Origin of the sequence: Chengkuizengella sediminis (assembly GCF_010078385.1) — a bacterium.
GTDB classification, from domain to species: Bacteria; Bacillota; Bacilli; order Paenibacillales; family KCTC-33759; genus Chengkuizengella; species Chengkuizengella sediminis.
In genome coordinates this window covers 378,886-401,233 of the sequence record NZ_SIJC01000004.1, presented here as the reverse complement: position 1 = coordinate 401,233, position 22,348 = coordinate 378,886, and the positions used below count along the sequence as shown (strand labels likewise).

Annotated in this window: 19 protein-coding genes; 15 read left to right on the top strand and 4 right to left on the bottom strand. The window is 34.0% G+C overall.

Annotation, left to right across the window (positions count from 1 at the left end):
• Nucleotides 1-5 precede the first annotated feature (5 nt).
• From EPK97_RS10975 to EPK97_RS10960, 4 genes are all read right to left on the bottom strand, one after another.
• Nucleotides 6-338 (bottom strand): L,D-transpeptidase, encoded by a 333-nt coding sequence (locus EPK97_RS10975; RefSeq protein WP_420826788.1) that lies wholly within the window; start codon nt 336-338, stop codon nt 6-8.
• A gap of 91 nt (nt 339-429) precedes the next feature.
• Entirely contained in the window at nt 430-1,119 is a 690-nt protein-coding gene (locus EPK97_RS10970; RefSeq protein ID WP_162036653.1) for a M50 family metallopeptidase, read from the bottom strand.
• A 23-nt stretch (nt 1,120-1,142) separates the two neighbouring features.
• Entirely contained in the window at nt 1,143-1,928 is a 786-nt protein-coding gene (locus EPK97_RS10965; protein ID WP_162036652.1) for an ABC transporter permease, read from the bottom strand.
• A complete protein-coding gene (locus tag EPK97_RS10960; protein ID WP_162036651.1) occupies nt 1,921-2,571 on the bottom strand; it encodes an ABC transporter ATP-binding protein in 651 nt (216 codons plus the stop codon). Before EPK97_RS10960 ends, EPK97_RS10965 begins: the two co-directional genes overlap by 8 nt.
• 218 nt (nt 2,572-2,789) lie before the next feature.
• Here EPK97_RS10960 and EPK97_RS10955 point away from each other — a divergent pair, with 218 nt between their 5' ends.
• From EPK97_RS10955 to EPK97_RS10885, 15 genes are all read left to right on the top strand, one after another.
• Nucleotides 2,790-4,025 (top strand): aminopeptidase, encoded by a 1,236-nt coding sequence (locus EPK97_RS10955; protein ID WP_162036650.1) that lies wholly within the window; start codon nt 2,790-2,792, stop codon nt 4,023-4,025.
• A gap of 103 nt (nt 4,026-4,128) precedes the next feature.
• Nucleotides 4,129-5,262 (top strand): glycerate kinase, encoded by a 1,134-nt coding sequence (locus tag EPK97_RS10950; protein ID WP_162036649.1) that lies wholly within the window; start codon nt 4,129-4,131, stop codon nt 5,260-5,262.
• A gap of 97 nt (nt 5,263-5,359) precedes the next feature.
• Nucleotides 5,360-5,722 (top strand): VOC family protein, encoded by a 363-nt coding sequence (locus EPK97_RS10945; RefSeq protein ID WP_162036648.1) that lies wholly within the window; start codon nt 5,360-5,362, stop codon nt 5,720-5,722.
• 223 nt (nt 5,723-5,945) lie between these two features.
• Complete coding sequence (locus tag EPK97_RS10940) at nt 5,946-6,674, top strand: SDR family NAD(P)-dependent oxidoreductase (RefSeq protein ID WP_162036647.1); 729 nt, start codon at nt 5,946-5,948, stop codon at nt 6,672-6,674.
• The gene (locus tag EPK97_RS10935) at nt 6,671-7,711 is read left to right on the top strand and encodes an S-adenosylmethionine:tRNA ribosyltransferase-isomerase (protein ID WP_162036646.1); all 1,041 of its coding nucleotides are present in this window, start codon (nt 6,671-6,673) and stop codon (nt 7,709-7,711) included. The genes EPK97_RS10940 and EPK97_RS10935 overlap by 4 nt, the downstream gene beginning before the upstream one ends.
• Nucleotides 7,708-8,076, top strand: a complete 369-nt coding sequence (locus EPK97_RS10930; RefSeq protein WP_162036645.1) for a VOC family protein — start codon at nt 7,708-7,710, stop codon at nt 8,074-8,076. Before EPK97_RS10935 ends, EPK97_RS10930 begins: the two co-directional genes overlap by 4 nt.
• 635 nt (nt 8,077-8,711) lie before the next feature.
• Entirely contained in the window at nt 8,712-10,787 is a 2,076-nt protein-coding gene (locus EPK97_RS10925) for a right-handed parallel beta-helix repeat-containing protein (protein ID WP_162036644.1), read from the top strand.
• 241 nt (nt 10,788-11,028) lie between these two features.
• Nucleotides 11,029-13,089: a right-handed parallel beta-helix repeat-containing protein gene (locus tag EPK97_RS10920; RefSeq protein ID WP_162036643.1), complete on the top strand. Its 2,061-nt coding sequence runs from the start codon at nt 11,029-11,031 to the stop codon at nt 13,087-13,089.
• A gap of 665 nt (nt 13,090-13,754) precedes the next feature.
• Nucleotides 13,755-15,401: a ribosomal protection-like ABC-F family protein gene (gene abc-f / locus EPK97_RS10915; protein WP_162036642.1), complete on the top strand. Its 1,647-nt coding sequence runs from the start codon at nt 13,755-13,757 to the stop codon at nt 15,399-15,401.
• 163 nt (nt 15,402-15,564) lie between these two features.
• Nucleotides 15,565-17,157, top strand: a complete 1,593-nt coding sequence (locus EPK97_RS10910; protein ID WP_205690250.1) for a glycoside hydrolase family 43 protein — start codon at nt 15,565-15,567, stop codon at nt 17,155-17,157.
• A gap of 140 nt (nt 17,158-17,297) precedes the next feature.
• A complete protein-coding gene (locus tag EPK97_RS10905; RefSeq protein WP_162036641.1) occupies nt 17,298-17,636 on the top strand; it encodes a winged helix-turn-helix transcriptional regulator in 339 nt (112 codons plus the stop codon).
• 307 nt (nt 17,637-17,943) lie between these two features.
• Nucleotides 17,944-19,161, top strand: coding sequence for a hypothetical protein (locus EPK97_RS10900; protein ID WP_162036640.1), 1,218 nt, complete (start codon nt 17,944-17,946; stop codon nt 19,159-19,161).
• A 78-nt stretch (nt 19,162-19,239) separates the two neighbouring features.
• Nucleotides 19,240-20,724: an alkaline phosphatase family protein gene (locus EPK97_RS10895; protein WP_162036639.1), complete on the top strand. Its 1,485-nt coding sequence runs from the start codon at nt 19,240-19,242 to the stop codon at nt 20,722-20,724.
• Nucleotides 20,721-21,497, top strand: a complete 777-nt coding sequence (locus tag EPK97_RS10890) for a glycosyltransferase family 2 protein (RefSeq protein WP_162036638.1) — start codon at nt 20,721-20,723, stop codon at nt 21,495-21,497. Before EPK97_RS10895 ends, EPK97_RS10890 begins: the two co-directional genes overlap by 4 nt.
• Nucleotides 21,498-21,571: 74 nt before the next feature.
• Complete coding sequence (locus tag EPK97_RS10885; protein WP_162036637.1) at nt 21,572-22,327, top strand: hypothetical protein; 756 nt, start codon at nt 21,572-21,574, stop codon at nt 22,325-22,327.
• The last annotated feature ends 21 nt before the right edge of the window (nt 22,328-22,348 follow it).

The window sequence follows — 22,348 nt, the reverse complement described above, 5'->3', positions numbered from 1 at the left end:
AAAATTCATTTTTGAATTGTGACTGGGGTACCTATTGATACGGTATTTGCTAACTCGGTTACATCTTTGTTGTACATACGAACACAACCTTTAGACACTCTTTTTCCAATGGAAGAGGGGTCGTTTGTTCCGTGAATACCATAATGGGGTTTACTCAGTCCTAACCAATAAGATCCGTATGGACCTCCAGGGTTTGGTGCTTTATTTTTAATCGTGAACTTGCCAGTAGGTGTAGCAGATGCAATTGCACCTATGGCTACAGGATAGGTTTTAATCAGGTTTCCGTTTTTGTATAAATAAAGCTTAAAGTCAGATAAATCAATCTTAATTTTATACATATTCAACTCCTCCTCATACACGATATTCAATTGATGAGAAAAGAGCTCATAATATGATAAAAAGGGCTGATCTTTCTTTTAACTGTACTCTTTAATAATGGACTATATTTTTCTCTACTATTTTATTTTTCCTAGGCAGCACAGTTTTGATGGATATATAAGCGAAAAAAAGTGCTTGTAAAAAAAATAATATACTCCAGATTAAAGTTGGAACATACGTGATAGAATTTAGAAAAGTAGCATCTCCAGCTCTACCTGAAGAAATTAAACTTAAAACTAAAATATCAATGGTAGACATAAATGAGGTTGTGATTAGCAAAATCGATAGGATTAAGGTTATGTTTTCTAAAAACCTCTGACTTTTTTGTACTAATAAATAAATCAGAAAAGGAATAAAACAGACTAGCCAAAGAATTCCGTATACGTTTCTAACCCAAAAGATGAGGTTGATCACAGAAATATAAAGTAAAAGATGTATCATCCATTTGTATTTCCCTTTTTTCCATAACAAGATACATAGAAAAGCCATCATTGAAGCAAACACATATCCACTTATTCCTGATAAAAAACCGCTGATCCAAAGAGAATATTTAGTGAATGTTACCCCTTCTAAATTCGAAAACAATTCAATTCTTGTTACATCACCATTTGTAAATAAAGTGATTAGTGCATGCCCTGTTTCATGGATCATCGTATTAATAATCCGTAGAAAAGTTCCTATAAATGGGACATACATTAACATAACAGTGATGATAGACATAAAAAATAATTTTAACCGCATATTTTTTACTCCTTTTTGGGATATTATGAGGTTCTTTTTAGTTGAGCTTTTTTGTTAAAGAACGTTTTATAACCTAATTGCAATAATAATAAAATAGATAAGGAAACACTTGCCGTTATTCCAAGCAAAATGACAATTTGATATTTGATTGCAATCATCGGATCTGCGCCAGATAAAATAACCCCTGTCATCATACCTGGTAGAAAAACAATTCCTGTACCCACCATACTATTTACTGTAGGCAAGATAGCTGCATCAAACGATTGTCTTACGATAAATCGTGAAGCCTCTTTAGGTGTGGCTCCAAGCATGAGAGATGATTCAATAAATTGTCTCTTGCTGTGCATACCGTCCATTAATGTAGAAATCCCTAACGTAATTCCAGTCATAGAGTTACCAATAATCATTCCAGCAATTGGAATGAAATAACGTGGATCATACCAAGGTGTAAATTGAATAACAATAAAATCAAAATAAATCATACTTAATGTAGTCCCTAAAAATAAGGAAATTGCAATGATTTTTTTCAATTCGACATGAATGACTGTTTTTGTTCTCTTGAATACATTATATATAGCAAAGGACTGCATGATGAGTATGATGAGTAACGTAATAAAAGGATTCGGATTCTCAAATACATATGTCAGCAGAAAACCTACGAATGTTAGTTGTACACTCATACGAATGGAGGCGATCAGAATTTCTTTTTCCCTTCGAATACCTAACCATTTTACAATGGCTAGTAACAATAAAATAAAAACGTACGAAATGAGAAGCTGTAATAAAGAAATATCTTGAATACTACCCATGTGTCACACTCATTTCTTTTTCATTTAATTTTGTGATGTCAATGATTTGATCTGAATATTTTTCTGCTACTTTTATGGAGTGGGTGACCATAATCACGGTTTTTTGATTTCTTTTAACAAATTGGAAAAATTGCCCCATTACTTCATCTGCTGTTTCATCATCAAGAGCGGAGGTGGGTTCATCTAATAAATAAACAGGAGGGTCCATCAATATAATTCTTGCAAATGCTAGACGCTGTTTCTCTCCACCAGATAGTTCTTCTGCATTTTCATCTAGTTTTTTATGTAGATCAAACAATTCCAAGAGATCCAGCAACTTTTGATCATCTATAGAGTCCGCATTTTTTTCACTAAACTTTAAGCCGATAAGTAAGTTTCCCTTTACAGATCCATCATATATGGATGGTGTTTGCGAAAGCATGACAACTTCACGACGCAATTCAATAGGGTCTACATAGCTTATGTCTTGTCCTTCATATTCAATGATCCCACTATCGTAACTATTCAATTGATTTAACAATTTTAATAGAGTGGATTTACCACTCCCACTTTTTCCGATTATACTGGTGATTTTTTGCTTTTCAAAGGTTAAATCCTCAATATGTAAGATGGGGTTTACCTCAACATTTTTAAGATGAAACATATCGCCATTCCTTTCCGAATCATAAAGTATATATTAAATTATATCACTTTTACTTTTTGAAAAATAATATTCTAAATGAAAGGGGTTTAGTTCAATGAAGTGCTAGAAGTATACGATTATGATAATGTAATGATAAGGAAATTATACATGTATTTTTACATAAAAGAGGTCAGTTTTTTACATCAAATAAAATAATTGATTTTAAGGAGGATATTTCATTGAGCGAATTTGAAAGTAAACTAGATAAATATGCTGAAGCAGTAGTAAAAGTTGGGTTAAATATACAAAAAGGTCAAGACGTTTATATTAATGCCCCGGTCTTTGCGACAAATTTTACACGTAAAGTAGTGAAACATGCTTATATGGCAGGAGCTAAACAAGTCTTAGTGAATTATCATGATGATGAAGTGGACTTATTAAAATATCAACTAGCATCTGAAGAAGGTTTAAAGGCATTCCCTACATGGAGAACCAAAGGGATGATTGAGATGGCCGATAATAATACAGCCTTTTTAGGTATCCGATCTAAAAATCCAGAATTGCTAAAGGATGTTGATCCTGAACGTCTTGCAACAGTTGACAAGGTGAGTCGTACAGAGAATAGAGAATATTCCCAAAATTATATATCAACGGGTAGAATTAGTTGGACGTTAGTCAGTTATCCTTCACCAGAATGGGCAACACTTGTTTTCCCAAAATTAAATGAGGAAGAAGCTATAGAAAAGCTATGGGATGCTATGTTTGAAGTTACACGAATTAACAAAGAAAATCCTGTAGAGGGATGGAAAGAGCACATGCACGGTTTAGAAACAAGAGCTGAAATCTTGAATAAGAAAAAATATAAAAAACTTCATTATAAAGCATCCGGTACCGATCTAACGATTGAGTTACATAAGGATCATAAGTGGATGAGTGCGAATTTCACAAATGCAAAAGGGGTGAAATTTGTGCCCAATATGCCTACGGAAGAAGTATTTACCATTCCTTTTAAAAATGGAGTAAACGGTATAGTAGCCAGTACGAAACCTTTGAATTACAATGGAAGATTGATCAATAATTTCAGTTTGACTTTTAAAGAAGGTAAGGTTGTAGATTTCAAGGCAGAAGAAGGCTATGATATATTGAAAAACCTATTATCCATAGATGAAGGGGCTAAGTATTTAGGAGAAGTGGCTTTAGTGCCCCACGATTCTCCAATTTCTAATTCGGATTTAGTGTTTTATGATACTTTATATGATGAGAATGCTTCATGTCATATTGCTTTAGGAAATGCTCTTCAGACTTGTGTGGAAAATGTGAAAGAAAAGAGCAAGGAAGATCTTGAAGCAATGGGCTTTAATGAAAGTTTGACACATGTTGATTTTATGATTGGCTCTGGGGAATTAAACATTGACGGTGAAACAGAAGATGGGACAAAAGAACCGATCTTTCGCGCAGGAAACTGGGTCATTTAAGAGAATTATCATTTAAAATGAATGAGAAGGTGGAGATTAAATTTAATTTCCCCTTCTTTTTTAATACTCTAAATTATAAAATTGTTTAAAAAGGGGGGGCATAATGAAAATTGTTATCGTTCCGGATTCGTATAAAGGAAGTTTATCAGCATTTGATGTAGGGACAACAATAAAAGAAGGTCTTGCCTCATCCATGAAAGGTGTAGAATTTGAAATTATTCCAATGGCTGATGGAGGTGAAGGAACACTAGATACATTGATTTCTACTACGAACGGTCAGCTGAAGTTTGTTGAAGTAACGGGAGTAATGGGAGAAGCTATTACTACTTGTTATGGAATACTAGGAGATAATAAAACAGTTGTGATAGAAATCGCTAAAATCGTTGGAATCCCTATGCTTTCAAAAACACAAAGAAATCCAATGTTGACTACAACAGTTGGGATCGGAGAGGTCATGCTTCATGTTATGGCTCAAGGTTTTCGTCACTTTATCATTGGACTTGGCGGCAGCGCTACTAACGACGGTGGATTAGGTTTGCTATCTGCTTTAGGGGTTACATTTTTGGATCACAGAGGAGAAAGAGTAGAGTCTAAAGCATCTTCATTAAAAGAGATTTATGAAGTAGATTTTTCTACACTTGATCCACGATTAAAAGAATGTGAGATTAAAATTGCTAGCGATGTAGAAAACCCGCTATGCGGTGAACACGGTGCAACGGTTGTATATGGGGCACAAAAAGGTGCAACAAAGCAACAAGTAAAGGTGTTAGATACAGCTTTAAGTAAATATGCATCATTAATTGAACTACATTTACATGATTCATTTCAAAATAAACCTGGAGCAGGCGCAGCTGGTGGTTTAGGTTTTGCTTTTCTCGCATTAGAAGGTCAAATGTTCTCAGGTGCAAAAACTTGTATTGACGCTACTGGGTTAAGGGAGAAAATAAAGGATGCAGATCTGGTCATAACAGGAGAAGGACAAAGTGATTATCAGACACTTTACGGAAAAGTTCCGATACAAATTGCAAAATTAGCAAAAGAATATCAGGTTGATATTATACTCATTTCAGGCGCACTAGGTGAAGATTATGAGAAGTTATATGAATTTTTTAATAGTTGTTTTTCCATTGCACCTGGACCTATAACATTAGAACTAGCCATGAAGCACACTAAACCGCATTTATTTGAAAAAGCTCGTAATATTGGAAAGTTACTGAATTTAGGTTTTATTAAATAAAAATAGAAGATAATAAAGATGTCGATTTTTTACAAGCTGGTTTTATATAAATATGATAATATATTTGTAAAAGTTTGAAGTGGAGGAAATGAAGAAAATGATTAATCGTATTGCAACCGTAGCTGTTTACGTAGATGATCAACAAAAAGCAAAACAATTTTGGACTGAAAAGGTAGGATTTGAAGTTGCTGCTGAATTTCCAATGGGACCAAATGCATTCTGGTTAGAAGTAAGACCTAAAGGAGCCGAGTCTCACCTAGTTATTTATCCTAAAACCATGATGCAGGATTGGAATGATAAGAAACCTTCGATCGTATTTGAATGTGAGAATATTGATGAAACTTATGAAACGTTAAAAGCGAATGGTGTCTCATTTGTGGGTGAGCCTAAGAAGATGGAATGGGGTACGTTCGCACAGTTTAAGGATGAAGATGGAAATGAATTTGTATTGAAGGGTTAAATTATTAGAATTTAATAAAGGGTATAATATGACCTTTGACCAAGGAACTAGTGAAGTTCCTTGGTTTTTTGTATGAAATGCAAAGCAGAACACATTTCTCCGACTTTAGTTGTAGAACCTATTTAGTCCAAATGAGTAGAGCTAGCTCAAACCTCTTCCCGACGTTTATTTTTATAAATGAAAGTAAACTTAAAGTATAGAAAAACAAAGGAGAGTGTTTGAAATGAAAAATAAAGTAGTTATGATAACAGGAGCATCAAAAGGTCTAGGTAAAGCTTTAGCCCTGGCATTTGCCAAACAAGGTGCTGATTTAGCGATTTGCGCTAGAGGGCAGGAAGCATTGGATGTGATCCACAATGAACTAAAGCAGTTTAATATCCAAGTGTTAGCGGTTAAGGCAGATGCTTCTAATTCCAGAGATGTTGAACGTTTTGTAGCATTAACAGAGGATGTGTTTGGACATATTGATGTACTCATTAATAATGCTTCCATTCTTGGTCCGAGTCCAATGCCATATTTGTTAGATTATCCTGAAGAAGATTTTGAAGAGGTATTAAAAGTAAATACAGTGGGTCCGTTTTTAGTTACACGAAGAGTCATCGCTGATATGCTGCAAAGAAAGCAAGGGTCCATCATTAATGTTACTTCTGAAGCGGGTAATGTAGGTTATGCTGGATGGGGAGCTTATGGAATTTCCAAGTTTGCGATTGAAGGATTAACAGAAACTTGGGCTGATGAGGTCGACGGTACTGGGGTTCGAGTGAATATGGTTGATCCTGGAGAGATGGATACAGAGATGCACGCTTTAGCAGTACCAGATACGGATTATGAATTAGCAGATCCAAATGATCTTACGGATGTATTTATTTATCTAGCTTCAGATGAATCCAATCAAATCAATGGGAAAAGGTTCAGTGCACAAGAATTTGTGAGAGAAGGTGAACCATTATGAATGCAGTAGCGATGAAATTTGAAATTCCTGAACAGTTGAATGCAGCTAAACCTCCTGAACGGAGAGGGATTCGTAGAGATTTTGTACGCATGATGGTATTAAATAAGAAAAATGGAGAAGTAGAGCATTCCACGTTTTATCATCTAGATCAATATTTGAAAAAGGGAGATGTACTAGTTTTAAACAATAGTAGAACTGTTCCCGCTATACTAACTGCAAAACAGCTGAGAGGGAACAAACTGATCGATCCTAAAGTAGAAATTCGATTAGCACATAGAAAATCGGAAGATCGTTGGGAAGCATTAGTTGTTTCTGAAAATGTAAAAGAAGGGGATCAATTGATTTTTTCTTCAAAGTTATCTGCAACAATTATCATTAATGCTATGAGAGAACCTTTTTATATATTAAAGTTTTCATTGTCAAATGCACAGCTATATAACGAAATCTATAGCTTAGGAGATCCTGTTCGTTATGAATACATTCAAGGGGAGTGGGGTTTGGATTATTACCAAACGGTGTATGCTTCAGTGCCAGGTTCTGTTGAAATGCCTTCTGCTGGCCGTGCTTTTAGCTGGGAGCTCTTGTTGAAATTACAGCGTAAAGGAGTTAAAGTAACCTTTTTACAGCTTCATACAGGGTTAAGTTATTTGTTGGATGATAAATATCATCAAGAACCATCTGAAAATACGGAAAGTTATCAAATCCCAGAAGAAACAGTTGAATTAATCCAAAAGGCAAAAGATAACGGTGGAAGAATCATCGCTGTTGGCACTACTGTAGTTAGAGCACTTGAAACAGCCGTGAATGAAAAGGGTAAATTAATTGGGAAAGCAGGCTGGACGAATTTATACATTACGAAGAACTACCCACTCAAAGTCGTTGATGGATTAATTACAGGATTACATGAACCAGAAGCGAGTCATTTACAGCTATTGTCTGCATTTATCGATGAGAAAGATCTAATGGAGGCATATCATCAAGCCATTAACGAGTCCTACTTGTGGCATGAATTTGGTGATATGAATTTAATTCTATGAACAATATTAAAAGCATTCATCATGTTGCGATCGAAGTGAGTGACTTAAGTCGTTCCATTGAATTTTACGAATCTCTAGGTTTTATAATAGAGCAGTCACTAGATTTTCAAGGCGAGGAAATGATGTTTTTAGTAAGTGGGCATTTTCGTTTAGAGCTTTATGAAGTTGAAGATATATGTAGTAAATCAAATGATGATAAGCAGATGCATATAGCATTTGAGGTGGAAAATTGGAACGAGGTTTTGGATTGGATTACAGAGAAAAAGTTAAAAATTACAGAAGGTCCCTTCAAATTAGAAAATGGGTGGAGGACAATATTTGTGAAAGGGTATGATGGTGAAATAATTGAATTTATTCAATGTTAGAAAAAAGATTCGTTAGAATCAAACTGAGGGTTAGTTGTAAAACTTCAGTTTGATTCTATTTGTTTGGGATTTTCCAAAAAGACGGAATTCCTTTTTTCATTTCAGCACTCATTCTTTTTACCATCCCTCTAAATAAATACGAAAAATATCTTTCTAATAGTTTTAAAAAGACTGATCAAAAGAAACTTTCAGCAAAGATGAAAGATTTTTCACGAGATTTCAAAGAGGGCATTCAGTATATACATTCAAATCGAACCCTGATTATTCTCATTTTATATATTACAGGAGTGAACTTTGTTATCTTTTTATTTGATAGTCGAGCGGTATTGTTGGCTAAGCAAATGGATTTTAATGAAGATTAACTACAAAGTTAGAGAACTGGGGATAAAATGACTTCAGAAAGTATTTATAAAAAAACGAACGTTATAAGAAGAACATATAAACTTTAAACGTGAGACAATAAGTGTAAACACGAGGGAAGACTCTAATCAATTTTGATTCGGGAGCTTCTCTTTTTATATGGTAAATGATCTGTAAAACTTTTTAATTATAAAACTACACTCCCGTCCATACCTTTTGATTGTTTTTTGAATACAATAAATCATTAGAACATTAAAAAGGAGTGTGTATTGCTTATGGTAATCAACGTACCTGAAGATGAACCTACCATTAACGCTGCCTTAGGAGCAGCCGCTGAAGGTGATACTATTAGAGTATCTGCTATCACATGTAATGAATCTATAGTGATAGGTGCTAATTTAAATCGAATACGAATTGTAGGGGCAGGAATGGAGAAAACGATCATTGATGGAACAGGTCTTCCAGGTGGCTCTATTGGAATTCATATTTTGGACTCTAGTTTAGTAACGATTGAAAATCTATCTGTTAGACATTTTAGCAGTGTTGGTATTCAAATTGTAACGGGAGATAACATTATTCATAAAGTTGAGGTATCTAAGAATGGGGAGCAGGGTGTTTTCATTAATTCAAATGGATCTCGAAATATGATCATGTCATCAGAAATAATTGGTAATACATTAGACGGTGTTAGTATAGAAGGCTCGATAAACAATTATGTAGTGTCTAATTGTTTCTTGAACAATCAAAGAGACGGGGTACGTTCATCAGGGAGTAATACCTTAGTTTTTAAAAATTTCATAAAAGATAATTTTGGGGATGGAATATCATTGCGATCCTCAAATAATTTTATAATTAATAATACAGTTATGAAAAACGATGATGGAGTATCAAATACTGACAATGATTTTGTTTTTTCCAACAAGATATTTAAAAATAAAAGAGATGGAATATTAGTTCGTGGTTTTATAAATTTATATTGGGCAAATGATGTGAGATGTAATGGTGATATGGGGATATTCCTTAGAAGTGGGAATCAACATAGAGTTGTAAAAAATACGATCATTAACAATGGAAATTTGGGGATTGAAATTAATACCAATACCAATGATAACTTAATTGATAATAATTGTATTAAAGATAATACAAATCAAGGAATACTGATTAATCCAAATTCTAATGATAATGTAATTCGATCTAATACATTAGCTGGAAATACTCCTGACTTAGATAATGAAGGGATGAACACTTTGTTCGATAACAACAATTGTACGTCAAGTATTCCACCTGATTTATGCCAGATTAACAACGTGTTTAATGTTCCTGGTGATTTTGAAAAAATTCAAGATGCCATCGATAATATCCCAGTTGCTGGATTTACTATTCGAGTGGGGAAGGGAACCTTCAAAGAAGCACTCACAATTAATAACATTGGGCAAGTGAGAGACCGAATTCGAATCATCGGTGCAGGTAGAGGTAAAACGATTATAGATGGAAGTGAGACGGTGGGTTCAATCGGAATTGATATTGAATCTTCTTTTGTCACAATTGAAAATCTTACAGTTCAAAAGTTTGATAACCAAGGAATTCGAATGAGTACATGTGACAATATAATTCATTGTGTTAATACAGTTGATAATGAGGAAGATGGCATTTTAATTGAAGGGGGTGGAGAACGAAATTTAATCATTCATTGTGAATCGAGCAGAAATATTGGAGATGAATCTGATGGAATTGATGTCAATGGAAACAACAATTATATCGTTTGCAATCAATTTAAAGGGAATGGTGGTCAAGGTATATGTTTAGCAGGAGAGTTTAATTTAGTATTTCAAAATTCCTGTGATGGAAATATTGGAGCTGGTATAGAAACAACTACTATAGGAAATCAGAATTTTATCATTTGCAATAGTGCCATGAATCAAACTACTTTAGACGGCATTGATATTGAAAGTAATGCTTGTTTAGTTCTTTGGAATAAATCTTGTGGAAATATGGATGATGGAATTGAAGTGAATAATAACTGCTTAGTTTGGGGCAATGTGTGTGTTAATAATGTAGACAATGGAATTGACGTTGATGATAATGAAAATAGAATCGTCCATAATATAGTGAGAAATAATCAACAACAAGGGATTAACGTGTTTCCAAATATAAGTCCAAATATTGTGGACAATAACAAAGTCATTAAAAATAACTTAGCAGGTATTTTATTAGATTCTAATGATAATGCAGTCCGCTCAAACTGTCTAACAGGAAATAATCCCGACATTCAAGATAACGGAATTGACAACGTCATTGACGAAAATGTTTGTCAAACGAGTAATCGAGCTGGCGTATGTGAAGATAACTGATTATAAAATAAGTAAGTAAGTTTGCTGAAGTGAAAGACTCAAGTCAATTTTGATTAGGGAACTTCTCTTTTTTATGGAAAAAATGATTACATAATAAAGGATTTGAGAATAGATTTTAATCATATATTTTTGTGGAATCTTTTTGGAATGGATATTAAAAAACTACACTCCCGTCCAATCCATTTGAGTACTCCCTGAATACAATGGAGTATCAAGAAAATGGGAAAGGAGTGTATTACTTATGGTAATCAACGTACCTGAAGATGAACCTACCATTAATGCTGCTTTAGTAATGGCTTCTCAAGGTGACACTATTAGAGTTGCTGCCATCACTTGTAATGAATCAATAGTCATAAGTGGAGCAAATTTAAACCAAATACGAATTGTAGGGGCAGGGATTGGGAAAACGATCATTGATGGAACAGGTCTTCCAGATGGTTCTATCGGTATAAATATTTTGGACTCTAGTTTAGTCACGATTGAAAATCTATCTGTTAAATGCTTCAGCGGAACTGGTATTCAGATTGAATCAAATGAAAACATCATTCATAAAGTTGAGGTAGCAAAAAATGGGGAGGAAGGTGTTTCCATTGATTCAAATGGATCTAGAAATATGATCATGTCATCAGTAATAAATGGAAACACATGTAATGGTATCTTGATCATTGATGGATCGATTAGTAATTATGTAGTGTCTAACTGTGTTTCAAGTAATCTAATTGAAGGGATACGTATATTTGGGGATAATAACTTGGTTTTAAAAAACACCATTAAAGGAAACTTAGAGGAGGGTATAACAACACGAGCAGCAAATAATTTAATTATTAATAATTTGATTTTAAATAATCTTTCTGGAATACAGAACAATGAGAATGATTTTGTTTTTGCAAATAAAATATTTAAGAATAAAAACGATGGGATAGAAAACCGCAGTGTTATGAATTTATATTGGGCAAATGATATAAGATGTAATGGTGACATGGGGATAGGACTTAGAGGTGGAGCACAACATAGAGTCATAAATAATACGATCATTAACAGTGGAAATATAGGGATTGAAATTGTAGAGTGTATCAATGACAACTTGATCGATAATAACTGTATCAAAAATAATGTGAATCAAGGCATACAAATTAACCCTAATTCTAACAATAACGTCATCCGATCCAACAAACTAGCTGGTAATACACCAGATATAGCTAATGAAGGGATGGGAACTTTATTTGATGCTAACCGCTGTACAACAAGTGATCCTCCTGGTTTATGTAATGAGGATAACGAGATCTTCGTAAAAGAGGGTCAGAGTATTCAAACTGCGATTGACAATGTTCCTAGTGAAGGTTTTACAATTAGAGTAGGAAAAGGAACCTTTAATGAGGCACTGACAATTAATAACTTAGGTGGAAATCGAGATAAAATTCGAATCATTGGTGCGGGTATAGGTAAAACAATTATTGATGGGATGGATTTACCTGGTGAAACTGGAATTGACATAGAGGCATCATTTATCACAATCGAAAATCTTACTGTCCAAAACTTCGAGAATCGTGGAATTCTGATTGATGCAGATGATAATATACTTTCATGTGTTAATGTACTTGAAAATCAAGGTGCTGGGATTGAAATCGACTTTGGTTCCGAAAGGAATTTGGTTATAAATTGCAATTCTTGTGGGAATACAGGCGATGGAACTGTTACTAACGGGAATAACAATTATGTCATTAGTAGTAAATCTAATAAAAATGGTGGTAATGGCATGCGTTTTAGAGGTGATTTTAATCTAGCACTAAATAATTTCTGTGAAGAAAATAATAATGATGGAATGGATTTCGATAATAATGGATTTATTATTGGTAATTGTGCATTGAATAGTCGATTTGCTGATGGTTTTTTTACAGTTGATAGTAATTTAATTCTTTGGAATAAAGCATTTGGTAATCTAGAGGAAGGAATAAGAACAGAAGATAATAATTTAATTTGGGGAAATATGATAAATAATAATGAGACTAGGGGTATATTTGCTGTGTTTTCTAATAGAATCATAAACAATACCTTAAAGAAGAATGCTGGGGTTGGTGTACTTACTAGTGGGGGTGATGTGCTCAACATCATTGACAACAATACCATAATAAATCAAACAGAAGCAGGGATTTTGTTATTTATGAATAGCCAAGGTAATGCTGTTCGTTCTAACTGTTTAAAAGGAAATAATCCGGATATTGAGGATAACGGTATGAATAATGTCATTGACGAAAATATTTGTCAAACGAGTAATCGACCTGGGGTATGTGAAGATAGCTGATAATAGTGAACTTTAAAGTAACATATTTATGTATGCAACTTGTAAAAAAGCAAAAAGGTCGCATCCATAGGTATTAACTAAAAAACGAGCATCCTATGTTCAGCAATTGATTTTAAATTTTTTGATTCTAAAGCAGAATGCGATGAAATCAAGATCTTCAAATTCTTTTTAATAAGAGACATAAATGAAAGAAATCGATAATTTTTAATTGAGGCAATGGTTTAGTTTATTGACAAAAATATGGAACCAACCTATAATAACAACGTAATTAAAACAAACTAAATTTCGGAGGTAATGTGAACAATGGAGAAGTAATCTTACGTATTCTAGCATTTTCAATGTAAATATTGATTTGAAACTAGAGGTAGGATTAGTCTGTCCATTTTCGGGATGTGTTAATACACAACCTTTTTGTTCATAGTACCTTTTTTTATTGCCATATTAACACGTATGATCGATGTTTATCACATTTTGTTTGCTGTAAGACTCTCTTCTTCAAGGGGAAGACAGCAAGATTCTCCTTATCATAAAGGTGTGATCAATTTTAGTCGATTCAGGTCTTTGTGTTTGTTTAAGCAGTACTGCAATTTTTAAAGTGTGAACATGAAATGAATGGAACAACAAACGAACTAATCCTCTCTAGTACATACTAGGGAGGTTTTTTTATGACAATTTTAGAGATGAATAACATTCAAAAATATATGAAAGATCGATTATTGTTTAAGTTAGATGGACGAATAACAATTTCAAAAAATGACCGAATTGGCATTGTGGGTTTAAACGGAGCGGGAAAATCCACATTTTTATCCGTTTTAGCTGGTAAAACAGAGCTGGATGCTGGCACTATCAGTCACAAAATAAATATGATAGAGATTTCACAGAATGAAGAAGCAAATGATAGTGTTGAATTCAGTGGAAACTTGTCCAAATGGGGGATAGGTAAAGAAATACATGATGGCATGAGTGGTGGTGAAAAAATGCGAATAAAGATTGCAGAAGCACTTGATCGTCCATTTGATCTTCTACTTGCTGATGAACCCACTAGCCACTTAGACTTATCCGGCATAACGAAATTGGAACAAGAAATAAAAAACGTACAGGGAGCAGTAATTATCGTTTCACATGATCGAGCTTTTTTAGATGCGGTTTGTACGAAAATTATTGAAATAGATAATGAAAGAATTACCCAATATCAGGGCAACTATAGTGCGTATTTAGAACAAAAAGAGATGAAATTAAATCGTGCTCAATTTGAATATGATGAATATACTCGGGAGAAATCACGTTTGCAGCAAGCTTTTAAAGAAAAACAAAGTAAAGCTAAAACAATGAAAAAGAAACCGAAACGAATGAGTTATAAGGAAGCGAATCTAGGAGCGGAAAAAGCAAGAAGCAAACAAGCGAAAGTGAACCGTTCTGCAAAAGTAATTGAGAAGCGGATTGAACAATTGGACAAAAAAGAAAAACCAATTCAAAAGGATCAAGCTATTTTTGATCTAACCCAACATAAAAAAGTCCATAATAAATTTGTGATAAAAATGGAACAAGTAACTAAAAAAATAGCGGATCGTACTTTATTTTCAAATATGAATGTGATGATAAAACCTGGCATGAAGGTTGCATTGATCGGAAACAATGGAATAGGTAAGTCTACTTTATTAAAAATGATAGCAGAACAAGAACAAGGTATCTTCGTATCTGCAGGCTGTAGATTAGGTTTTCTACATCAAACGCTTAATGATCTGAAAAAGGATCAGTCCATTTTAGAGAATGTGATGGATACAAGTATATATTCAGATGAAAAAGTAAGAACAATCTTGGCAAGAATGCTTTTTAAAAGAGATGAAGTTCGTAAAAAAATAAGTGTGTTGAGTGGGGGAGAGAAAGTTAAGGTAGCCCTAGTCAAATGTTTTGTAAGTGATACAAACTTATTATTATTAGATGAACCTACGAATTATTTAGATATTCAAACACAAGAAAGTTTAGAAAAGGTGTTAAAAGAGTATCCAGGAACGGTTGTGTTTGCTACACATGATCGAAGATTAATAAATCAACTTGCAACTCATGTTTTAATGATTGAGAATGAAAAAGGGTTATTAAATGAAGGTAATTATGATGCCTTATTAAAGAGGAGGCAGACCAAAAAAACTAAAGATTCTTCTATCCATTCAAATGAAGCGGAACTGTTGAAAATTGAACATGAGTTAACGGAAATAATCGGTAAACTTAGCTATGTTACCGATCAATCTAAAAAGTTTGCATTAGAGAATAGATATGAAAACTTGTTGAATCAACGAAGAAAAATAAAGTAACTTAAAATAGCAAGAAAACGCATCTAGTTATAATGATTATACCTGATTGTTTATGATATAATTGTATTGTTTTTTATGAATTTTATATAAGGTACATAAGGTATTTAGTTAGTAATGCGTTAGCTTATTTTAAGAAATATGTTCCCAGCAAAGGAGGAGAAATATGGAAAAAATGATTAAAAATCCAATTTTAAAAGGTTTTAATCCAGATCCATCGGTTGTCAGGGTCAGAGATGATTACTATGTAGCGACATCCACCTTTGAATGGTTTCCTGGAGTGCAAATCCATTACTCAAAGGATTTAGTCAATTGGAGATTGTTAACACGCCCCTTAGACAGACTTTCTTTATTAGATATGGCAGGAAATCCAAATTCAGGTGGTGTATGGGCTCCTTGTTTAAGTTATGATGGGGATTTATTTTATTTAGTATATACGGATGTGAAAAGCTGGCATATCACTTCTAATGTAACAAAAGATACGCATAATTATGTGATTACAGCGAAGGACATCATGGGTCCATGGTCAGAACCGATTTATTTAAATAGCAGTGGATTCGACCCTTCATTATTCCACGATGACGACGGTAAAAAGTGGTTTGTTAATATGCAAAATGACTTCCGTAAAGGGAAAAATCCATTTGCAGGGATATTAGTTCAGGAGTTTTCACTTGAAGAAAGAAAATTAGTAGGACCTGTGAAAAATATATTTAAAGGTACAGAATTAGGAGTAACTGAAGCTCCTCATTTATACAAAAGAAATGGTTATTATTATTTAATGACAGCAGAGGGGGGAACCTCTTGGGATCATGCGGTATCCATGGCTAGATCAAAGGAAATCTGGGGACCTTACGAAGTGGACCCACAAAACCCGATGTTAACATCAGCCAAAAACCCAGAACTACAGTTGCAAAAAGCAGGACACGCCTCATTAGTTGAAACACAAAATGGTGAGTATTACATTACACATTTATGTGGTCGTCCGTTAAGACCGGAAATGAAATGTAATTTAGGAAGAGAGACAAGTATTCAAAAGGTGTATTGGAGCGAGGATGGTTGGCTTCGTCTTGAAGGTGGAGGCAATGAGCCTAAATTAGAAGTGCCCGCGCCGAATTTGCCTGAGTTTAAATTTGAAAGACTACGTTGTAGAAATGATTTTGATGATACAGAATTGAATATCCATTTAAACACGTTACGGATACCTCCTGATGAAAGATGGTTATCACTTAAGGAAAGACCAGGTTATATGAGATTAAGAGGTCAAGAATCGTTAAGCTCACTTCATAGACAAAGTATAGTGGCAAGAAGACAACAAGCATTTCGTTGTGAAGCTGAGACTTGTATAGAATTTGAACCTGATACATTTCAACAGATGGCGGGATTGGTTTGTTATTATGATACAAATGATTATATTTATCTTCGCATCAGCCATGAAGAAGAATTAGGAAAAACGCTAACGATTCATCATATGGAAAGTGGAGAGGTGGATGAGCCATTAGATGAAGAAATAAAAGTTGAGGGATGGACAAAGGTTTATTTAAGAGTAAATATATTCAACCAATCTATAGAGTTTTCTTATTCTGAAGACGGGGAAAATTGGTATAAAATTGATAAGGTATTTGAAGCAGGACAACTCTCTGATGAACATAATAAATTGGGATTTACAGGTTCTTTTATAGGTATATGTGTACAGGACTTAAGTGGTATGAAAAAATATGCAGATTTTGACTACTTTACTTATTTCGAATTGGATGAGTGACATAATTAAATAACCATATACTCGATGAGTCTTAGAAAATCACTAATTGGTGTCTATTCACATCATTTAGTTGGATACATTCACTAGATGATAAAAAGTAAGTAACGTGGTATACTGATATTAACGTGGAGGTGAATAGGATGAGTAAACAATCACATCAAGAAGATTTATGTCCTAAATTAACATCAGCAATGCAGTTATTTGGTAAACGCTGGGTAGGTTTGATTATTTATACTTTGTTAACTGGACCCAAACGTTTTAGAGATATCGAAAAATCACTTCCAATTAGTGGGAAGTTGTTAGCTGAAAGACTAAGAGAGTTAGAAAAATATAAATTGGTAATTCGTCATGTATATCCAGAAGTTCCTGTAAGAATAGAGTATGAGTTAACAGAAAATGGAAAATCAATGCAGCCTATCATTGATGCTATACAAGAGTGGGCTGAATCGTTACCTCTAGAAGATATATGTCAAGATTAAGGTTTTATTAGATCCCTTAATCTTGACGATAGGGGTTTGTTTGAAATTACTCCCTTCAATTTCTATCCTCATTAGATTCACTGTTAGCATTTATACAAAAAATATCCTCTCAGTATTAACATTTTTTTCCTTCAAAAGTTCTTTAAATTCTTGTTTTTATCTCCAAAATTAATTCTTTACTTGTCAAGAAACATTCACATATTGTTTAAAATTATTTGCACTTTTCCCATTGACATTGAGAATCATTATCGGTATAATCTCACTGTAAATGAAAATCATTATCAATTAGGGGAGAGAATAAAAAAACATGAATAAGAAACTGACAACTGCTTTATCCACAATGTTAATCGCTAGTGTGATTTTATCAGCTTGTGGTACAGAAAAACCAGAAGCTGTAGAGGATACAAAAGAACAGGTCGATCAAACGGAAGGCTCTCAAAATAGTAATACAGAAGAGAGTGAAGAAGTTGAAGGTCAGGAAGTTTCCATTGAAGATACAATTACTTATACAGAAGTTGATACTTATAAACAAATGATGGATGAGCTTAAAAAAGAGAAAGAAGGAGAAGCTGCAGATTGGAATCTAGTAAGCACTCTTTATACTGATGGTTTAAAAGATACAGTAGTAGAAGCGGATGATAGTTTAGATGTTGCGATTTTAGCGGCAATTGAAGCTGGGGCAAATGAGCAGTTAGATACAGTTGTTGCTCTTCAAGTAATTGATAAAACAACTCAATCATACTTCTATAAGAAACAAAAAAATCTTCAATCTGATGTTGTGGCAGCACTAGAAGAGGGTAATCAGCAAGAAGCTGATGTAGCTTTTTCAGAGCTTAAGTATCTAGCAGAACAGGTGTTAGTTCCAACAGCTGCTAAACGAGATTCATACTACAGTGCAGATATGCAAACTCAAATTGAAAATGGACTAAGTCTTCAAGAAGCTGCGTTAGCAGAAGGAAATGTAGATGAATTAAAAGTGTATAAGCAAATGACAGATAAATCTGTATACCGTAGTTATTATCTTGCAGCAAATTCTTATGCTGAAAAAATAGCTGCTGCAGTACAAGAAGGCGGAGCTGAGAAAGTAGATTTACAAATTAAACAAGCAGAAGCTTGGGGTTTCTATCAAGCGATTAAAGGTTCGCTTTCTGGAGGCGATGAACAAGCCGCTGCTGCTCTTGATACCATTTTTAATCTAGGTGAAACAGACCCTGAATCCATTAATGCGGAGGAAGTAGCAGATTTATTTGTGAAAGCATTTGTTGGGAAAATAACAGGTTATCATGAGAAGGTTCCAGTTGCTTTAGAGGAAGGAAACATCACAGATGCTCGTGTTGAAGCAATGGAGGCAAATATCTTTATGAAGGCTATCGAGTTAGAAGTTATTGAACGCCTTGGAGAAGAGCAAGGTTCTGATCTTATGGCGAAAGGCACAGCTTGGTACGAAGCTGTGACTAATGAAAATGCAGAAGAAGCTAACTCTATAAGTGTAGAAATAGTTGAAGCATTGAATCAATTATTTTAAAATATAGAAGACTAACATAGATGTTGTTCAAAAGGGTAGAGTGCCTTTTGGGCAACATCTTCATTTGTGAGGTGTTGTATGAAAAAAGCGTCTTGGTTTGAAATTATTGCTGCGAGGTGCTGGAATTTATTAAATGAAGGAAAGCCATTTACGCCTATTTTTGTAGTAGGTGTATTTTATTTATATCACATTGGATTTTGGACAGAGCCTTCTTTTTGGTTGAATACCGCATTGAGTTTGATTATCGTAGTGCCTTTATTCATCATTTACTATCACTACGATTTCCCTTTGTATTTAAGAAATTATTTATGGATGCCACTTATTGCTTATTTGATCCTTTTTAATGACGCGCAAATTTCTTTAGCGCTCTTGGCGATTGGTTTGTATTTTTTCTTTACCGTATTTTTTTGGGGAACGTTTTATTATCATTTGAGAATAGGAACTTCCTGGTTGAATTTTACTAGGTTTTGGAAATTAGTATTAAAAAATAGTGATTCGACAAGTGGGAATGCACAAGAGCAGCTTCCGAAGTTTATATTGCTATTGTGGATTTGGCAATATGTTTTTCAGTTTATACATGAGCAAGGAGCAGGGTTGAATGAGCTGCCTTGGGTTACATTATTCTCTTTTGCAGTGGCTATTCTTATTTTTAGTTGGGTATTGCACCGGTATATTTTTGATTGGAAACCAAAAGAAGATGAAGATTTAACGAATGAAAAATCGTCTAACCCTACAGGCAAGTCAATCACAGATAAAGTCATTGTTATTGTTATTGACGGAATGCGAAAAGATAAATTTAAAGAAGCAAACACCCCATTTTTGGATGACATGCGTTTAAAAGGAACAGAATATACACAAATGGAAACCGTGTATCCAGCTCGAACTGTAGTATGTTTTTCTTCCATGTTCACAGGTACCTATCCTGGGGAACACGGAATTACCTCTAATATGGTATGGAAACTTGGTCTAAAGGTAGAAAGCATCTTCGACAGTTTAAGAAAGGTTGGCAAAAAAGGGCGCCTGTTAGGTATTGCACATTTAATTGATAGTTTTGGTAATGATGTTGAATCCGTTACGGCTGTGATGAACAATGATGTAGCAGATTTAAATATTATGCAAAGGGCAAAACATATCATGAGCGAGCAAGACCCAGATTTTCTCGTTGTACAGTTCATTGGAACAGATCAAACAGGGCATAGCAGAGGTGTTCATTATCCTGATTATATCCAAAAAATTGAAGAAGTAGATTCATTGATTGAACAATTTGTAACATGGTTAGAGGAGCAGGGGAAAAAAGAAGATACAACATTTATCGTTTGTGCAGATCATGGACAAGCTGATGGTATTGGAGGACACGGTCATTTAGACGAAGGAGAGCGTTATGTTCCATTTTTCATTCAAGGTTCACTTGTCCATCAAGGGAAAAGAGTGGAGGAAAAACATAGTTTAATTTCAATAGCTCCAACGGTAGCTACTTTATTGGGTTCTCCTTATCCTAGTCATAGCAGAGGTCGGGTTTTGAAAGAGGCGTTAAATATAGATGGAGAGGAAAACAAAAATTGAAAAAACATGTTGTTGTATTTATTCCAGCATATAACGAAGAAAAATCAATTGCTGAAGTGATTTCTAGAATCCCTCGTGATGTTGATTCTCAATTGTTTATACAAGTGCTTGTCATTAATGATGGGTCTAGAGACGACACTGTCAAAGAATCAAAACAAGCTGGGGCAGATTTTATTTATTCTTTCAAAGAAAACAAAGGTTTAGGTGCTGCTGTCCGTCAAGGACTCACGGAGAGTTATAAACTTGGTGCAGATATTGCGGTCATGATTGATGCGGACTGTGAATATCCACCAGAACAGATACCAGAACTTATTTTACCGATTTTACAAAATAAAGCAGATTACGTAATGGGCTCACGATTTCTAGGGAAAATGAAAGGTATGAAACTTCACCGCCGTTTGGGTAATTATGTTTTCACATTTATTCAATCTGTTTTATTGAGAAGATGGATTTATGATGGGCAATCTGGAATGAGAGCATTCTCAAAAGAAGTGATGGAACAAGCTGAAATTATTCATGATTATAATTATGCGCAAGTTTTAACGTTAAATATTGTTCGCAAAGGTTTTCGAATGAGGGAGATCCCTATTCATTATCAAGTAAGAACACAAGGTCAATCTTTTATTAAATTTAAAGAATATCTACCCAATGTGATTATGGCTATTATTAAGGAAATGTTACGTCCAGTAAGCAAAGTACGTACAAAATCCAATCAAATTCATAGTGAAAATTTACGTAAAGAAACAAAATTCAAATCATCTTCACAATTATAGTGAAGATTTTATTGACATTAACAATGATAATCGTTATCATTTAGAGTGTAATAAATGATTAAGGGAGACAATACATGAAACAGATCATCTTGATTATTGCATCATTCTTCGTGCTTTTGGGCTCTTTTCAACAAGTTACATTTGCTTATACTTATGGAGATCCTAATGAAGAACTCATAGCTGAGGTTTATAAAGCAATGGAAGCCGGGTTAAATGCAAATCCTCCGAACTATGTTGAAGCAGAAACCATATACTTAACAGTGAAAGAGGATATTGAATTACATATGGGCATTGAACCATCGATGGCTGTGATAGATGCATTTGAGGCTGAGAATCACGAAACAGTGATGACTGCTATGAGGAATATACTCGTACTAAATATTGCAAGACGTTTAGAATATATTGAACAGGATTTTACAGATTATACGACAACAAAGTTATTGTTAGCAAAAGGACTTGCAACATACGATGCTTTATCACCTCTCATCGTTGAAAAAGATAAACAACTAGATGAGGATATAAGAGAAGAATTTAATCTAGCATTAGATTCTTTAGGAAATCCAGGATTGTTTGGAGTAGGTGAAAAGGAATCTGATATTGATGCATTTATAAACAGTAAAGAAAAAATTATTGGATCATTATCTGAACAATTTAATATTGAAAATGTTGAAGTTGGCCATTTTGTTCCTGAAGAAGGGCAAACGAGTCAAGATCCTAAATTTGTAAATTTAAATGATATTAAAAATTGGATACCGATTGGTTTAATTCTTATCTTTATCATTGTTATCATTGTGTACTCGCTAAAACGGAAAAAAGGAACATCAAGTTAAAAGATAATTGGGAGGAATCAT

Excerpts from the sequence above, each read along its gene's own strand:
- EPK97_RS10975 (WP_420826788.1), bottom strand. The coding sequence starts at position 338 with ATGTATAAAATTAAGATTGATTTATCTGACTTTAAGCTTTATTTATAC.
- EPK97_RS10970 (WP_162036653.1), bottom strand. The coding sequence starts at position 1,119 with ATGCGGTTAAAATTATTTTTTATGTCTATCATCACTGTTATGTTAATG.
- EPK97_RS10965 (WP_162036652.1), bottom strand. The coding sequence starts at position 1,928 with ATGGGTAGTATTCAAGATATTTCTTTATTACAGCTTCTCATTTCGTAC.
- EPK97_RS10960 (WP_162036651.1), bottom strand. The coding sequence starts at position 2,571 with ATGTTTCATCTTAAAAATGTTGAGGTAAACCCCATCTTACATATTGAG.
- EPK97_RS10950 (WP_162036649.1), top strand. The coding sequence starts at position 4,129 with ATGAAAATTGTTATCGTTCCGGATTCGTATAAAGGAAGTTTATCAGCA.
- EPK97_RS10945 (WP_162036648.1), top strand. The coding sequence starts at position 5,360 with ATGATTAATCGTATTGCAACCGTAGCTGTTTACGTAGATGATCAACAA.
- EPK97_RS10940 (WP_162036647.1), top strand. The coding sequence starts at position 5,946 with ATGAAAAATAAAGTAGTTATGATAACAGGAGCATCAAAAGGTCTAGGT.
- EPK97_RS10935 (WP_162036646.1), top strand. The coding sequence starts at position 6,671 with ATGAATGCAGTAGCGATGAAATTTGAAATTCCTGAACAGTTGAATGCA.
- EPK97_RS10930 (WP_162036645.1), top strand. The coding sequence starts at position 7,708 with ATGAACAATATTAAAAGCATTCATCATGTTGCGATCGAAGTGAGTGAC.
- EPK97_RS10925 (WP_162036644.1), top strand. The coding sequence starts at position 8,712 with ATGGTAATCAACGTACCTGAAGATGAACCTACCATTAACGCTGCCTTA.
- EPK97_RS10920 (WP_162036643.1), top strand. The coding sequence starts at position 11,029 with ATGGTAATCAACGTACCTGAAGATGAACCTACCATTAATGCTGCTTTA.
- abc-f (WP_162036642.1), top strand. The coding sequence starts at position 13,755 with ATGACAATTTTAGAGATGAATAACATTCAAAAATATATGAAAGATCGA.
- EPK97_RS10910 (WP_205690250.1), top strand. The coding sequence starts at position 15,565 with ATGGAAAAAATGATTAAAAATCCAATTTTAAAAGGTTTTAATCCAGAT.
- EPK97_RS10905 (WP_162036641.1), top strand. The coding sequence starts at position 17,298 with ATGAGTAAACAATCACATCAAGAAGATTTATGTCCTAAATTAACATCA.
- EPK97_RS10900 (WP_162036640.1), top strand. The coding sequence starts at position 17,944 with ATGAATAAGAAACTGACAACTGCTTTATCCACAATGTTAATCGCTAGT.
- EPK97_RS10895 (WP_162036639.1), top strand. The coding sequence starts at position 19,240 with ATGAAAAAAGCGTCTTGGTTTGAAATTATTGCTGCGAGGTGCTGGAAT.
- EPK97_RS10885 (WP_162036637.1), top strand. The coding sequence starts at position 21,572 with ATGAAACAGATCATCTTGATTATTGCATCATTCTTCGTGCTTTTGGGC.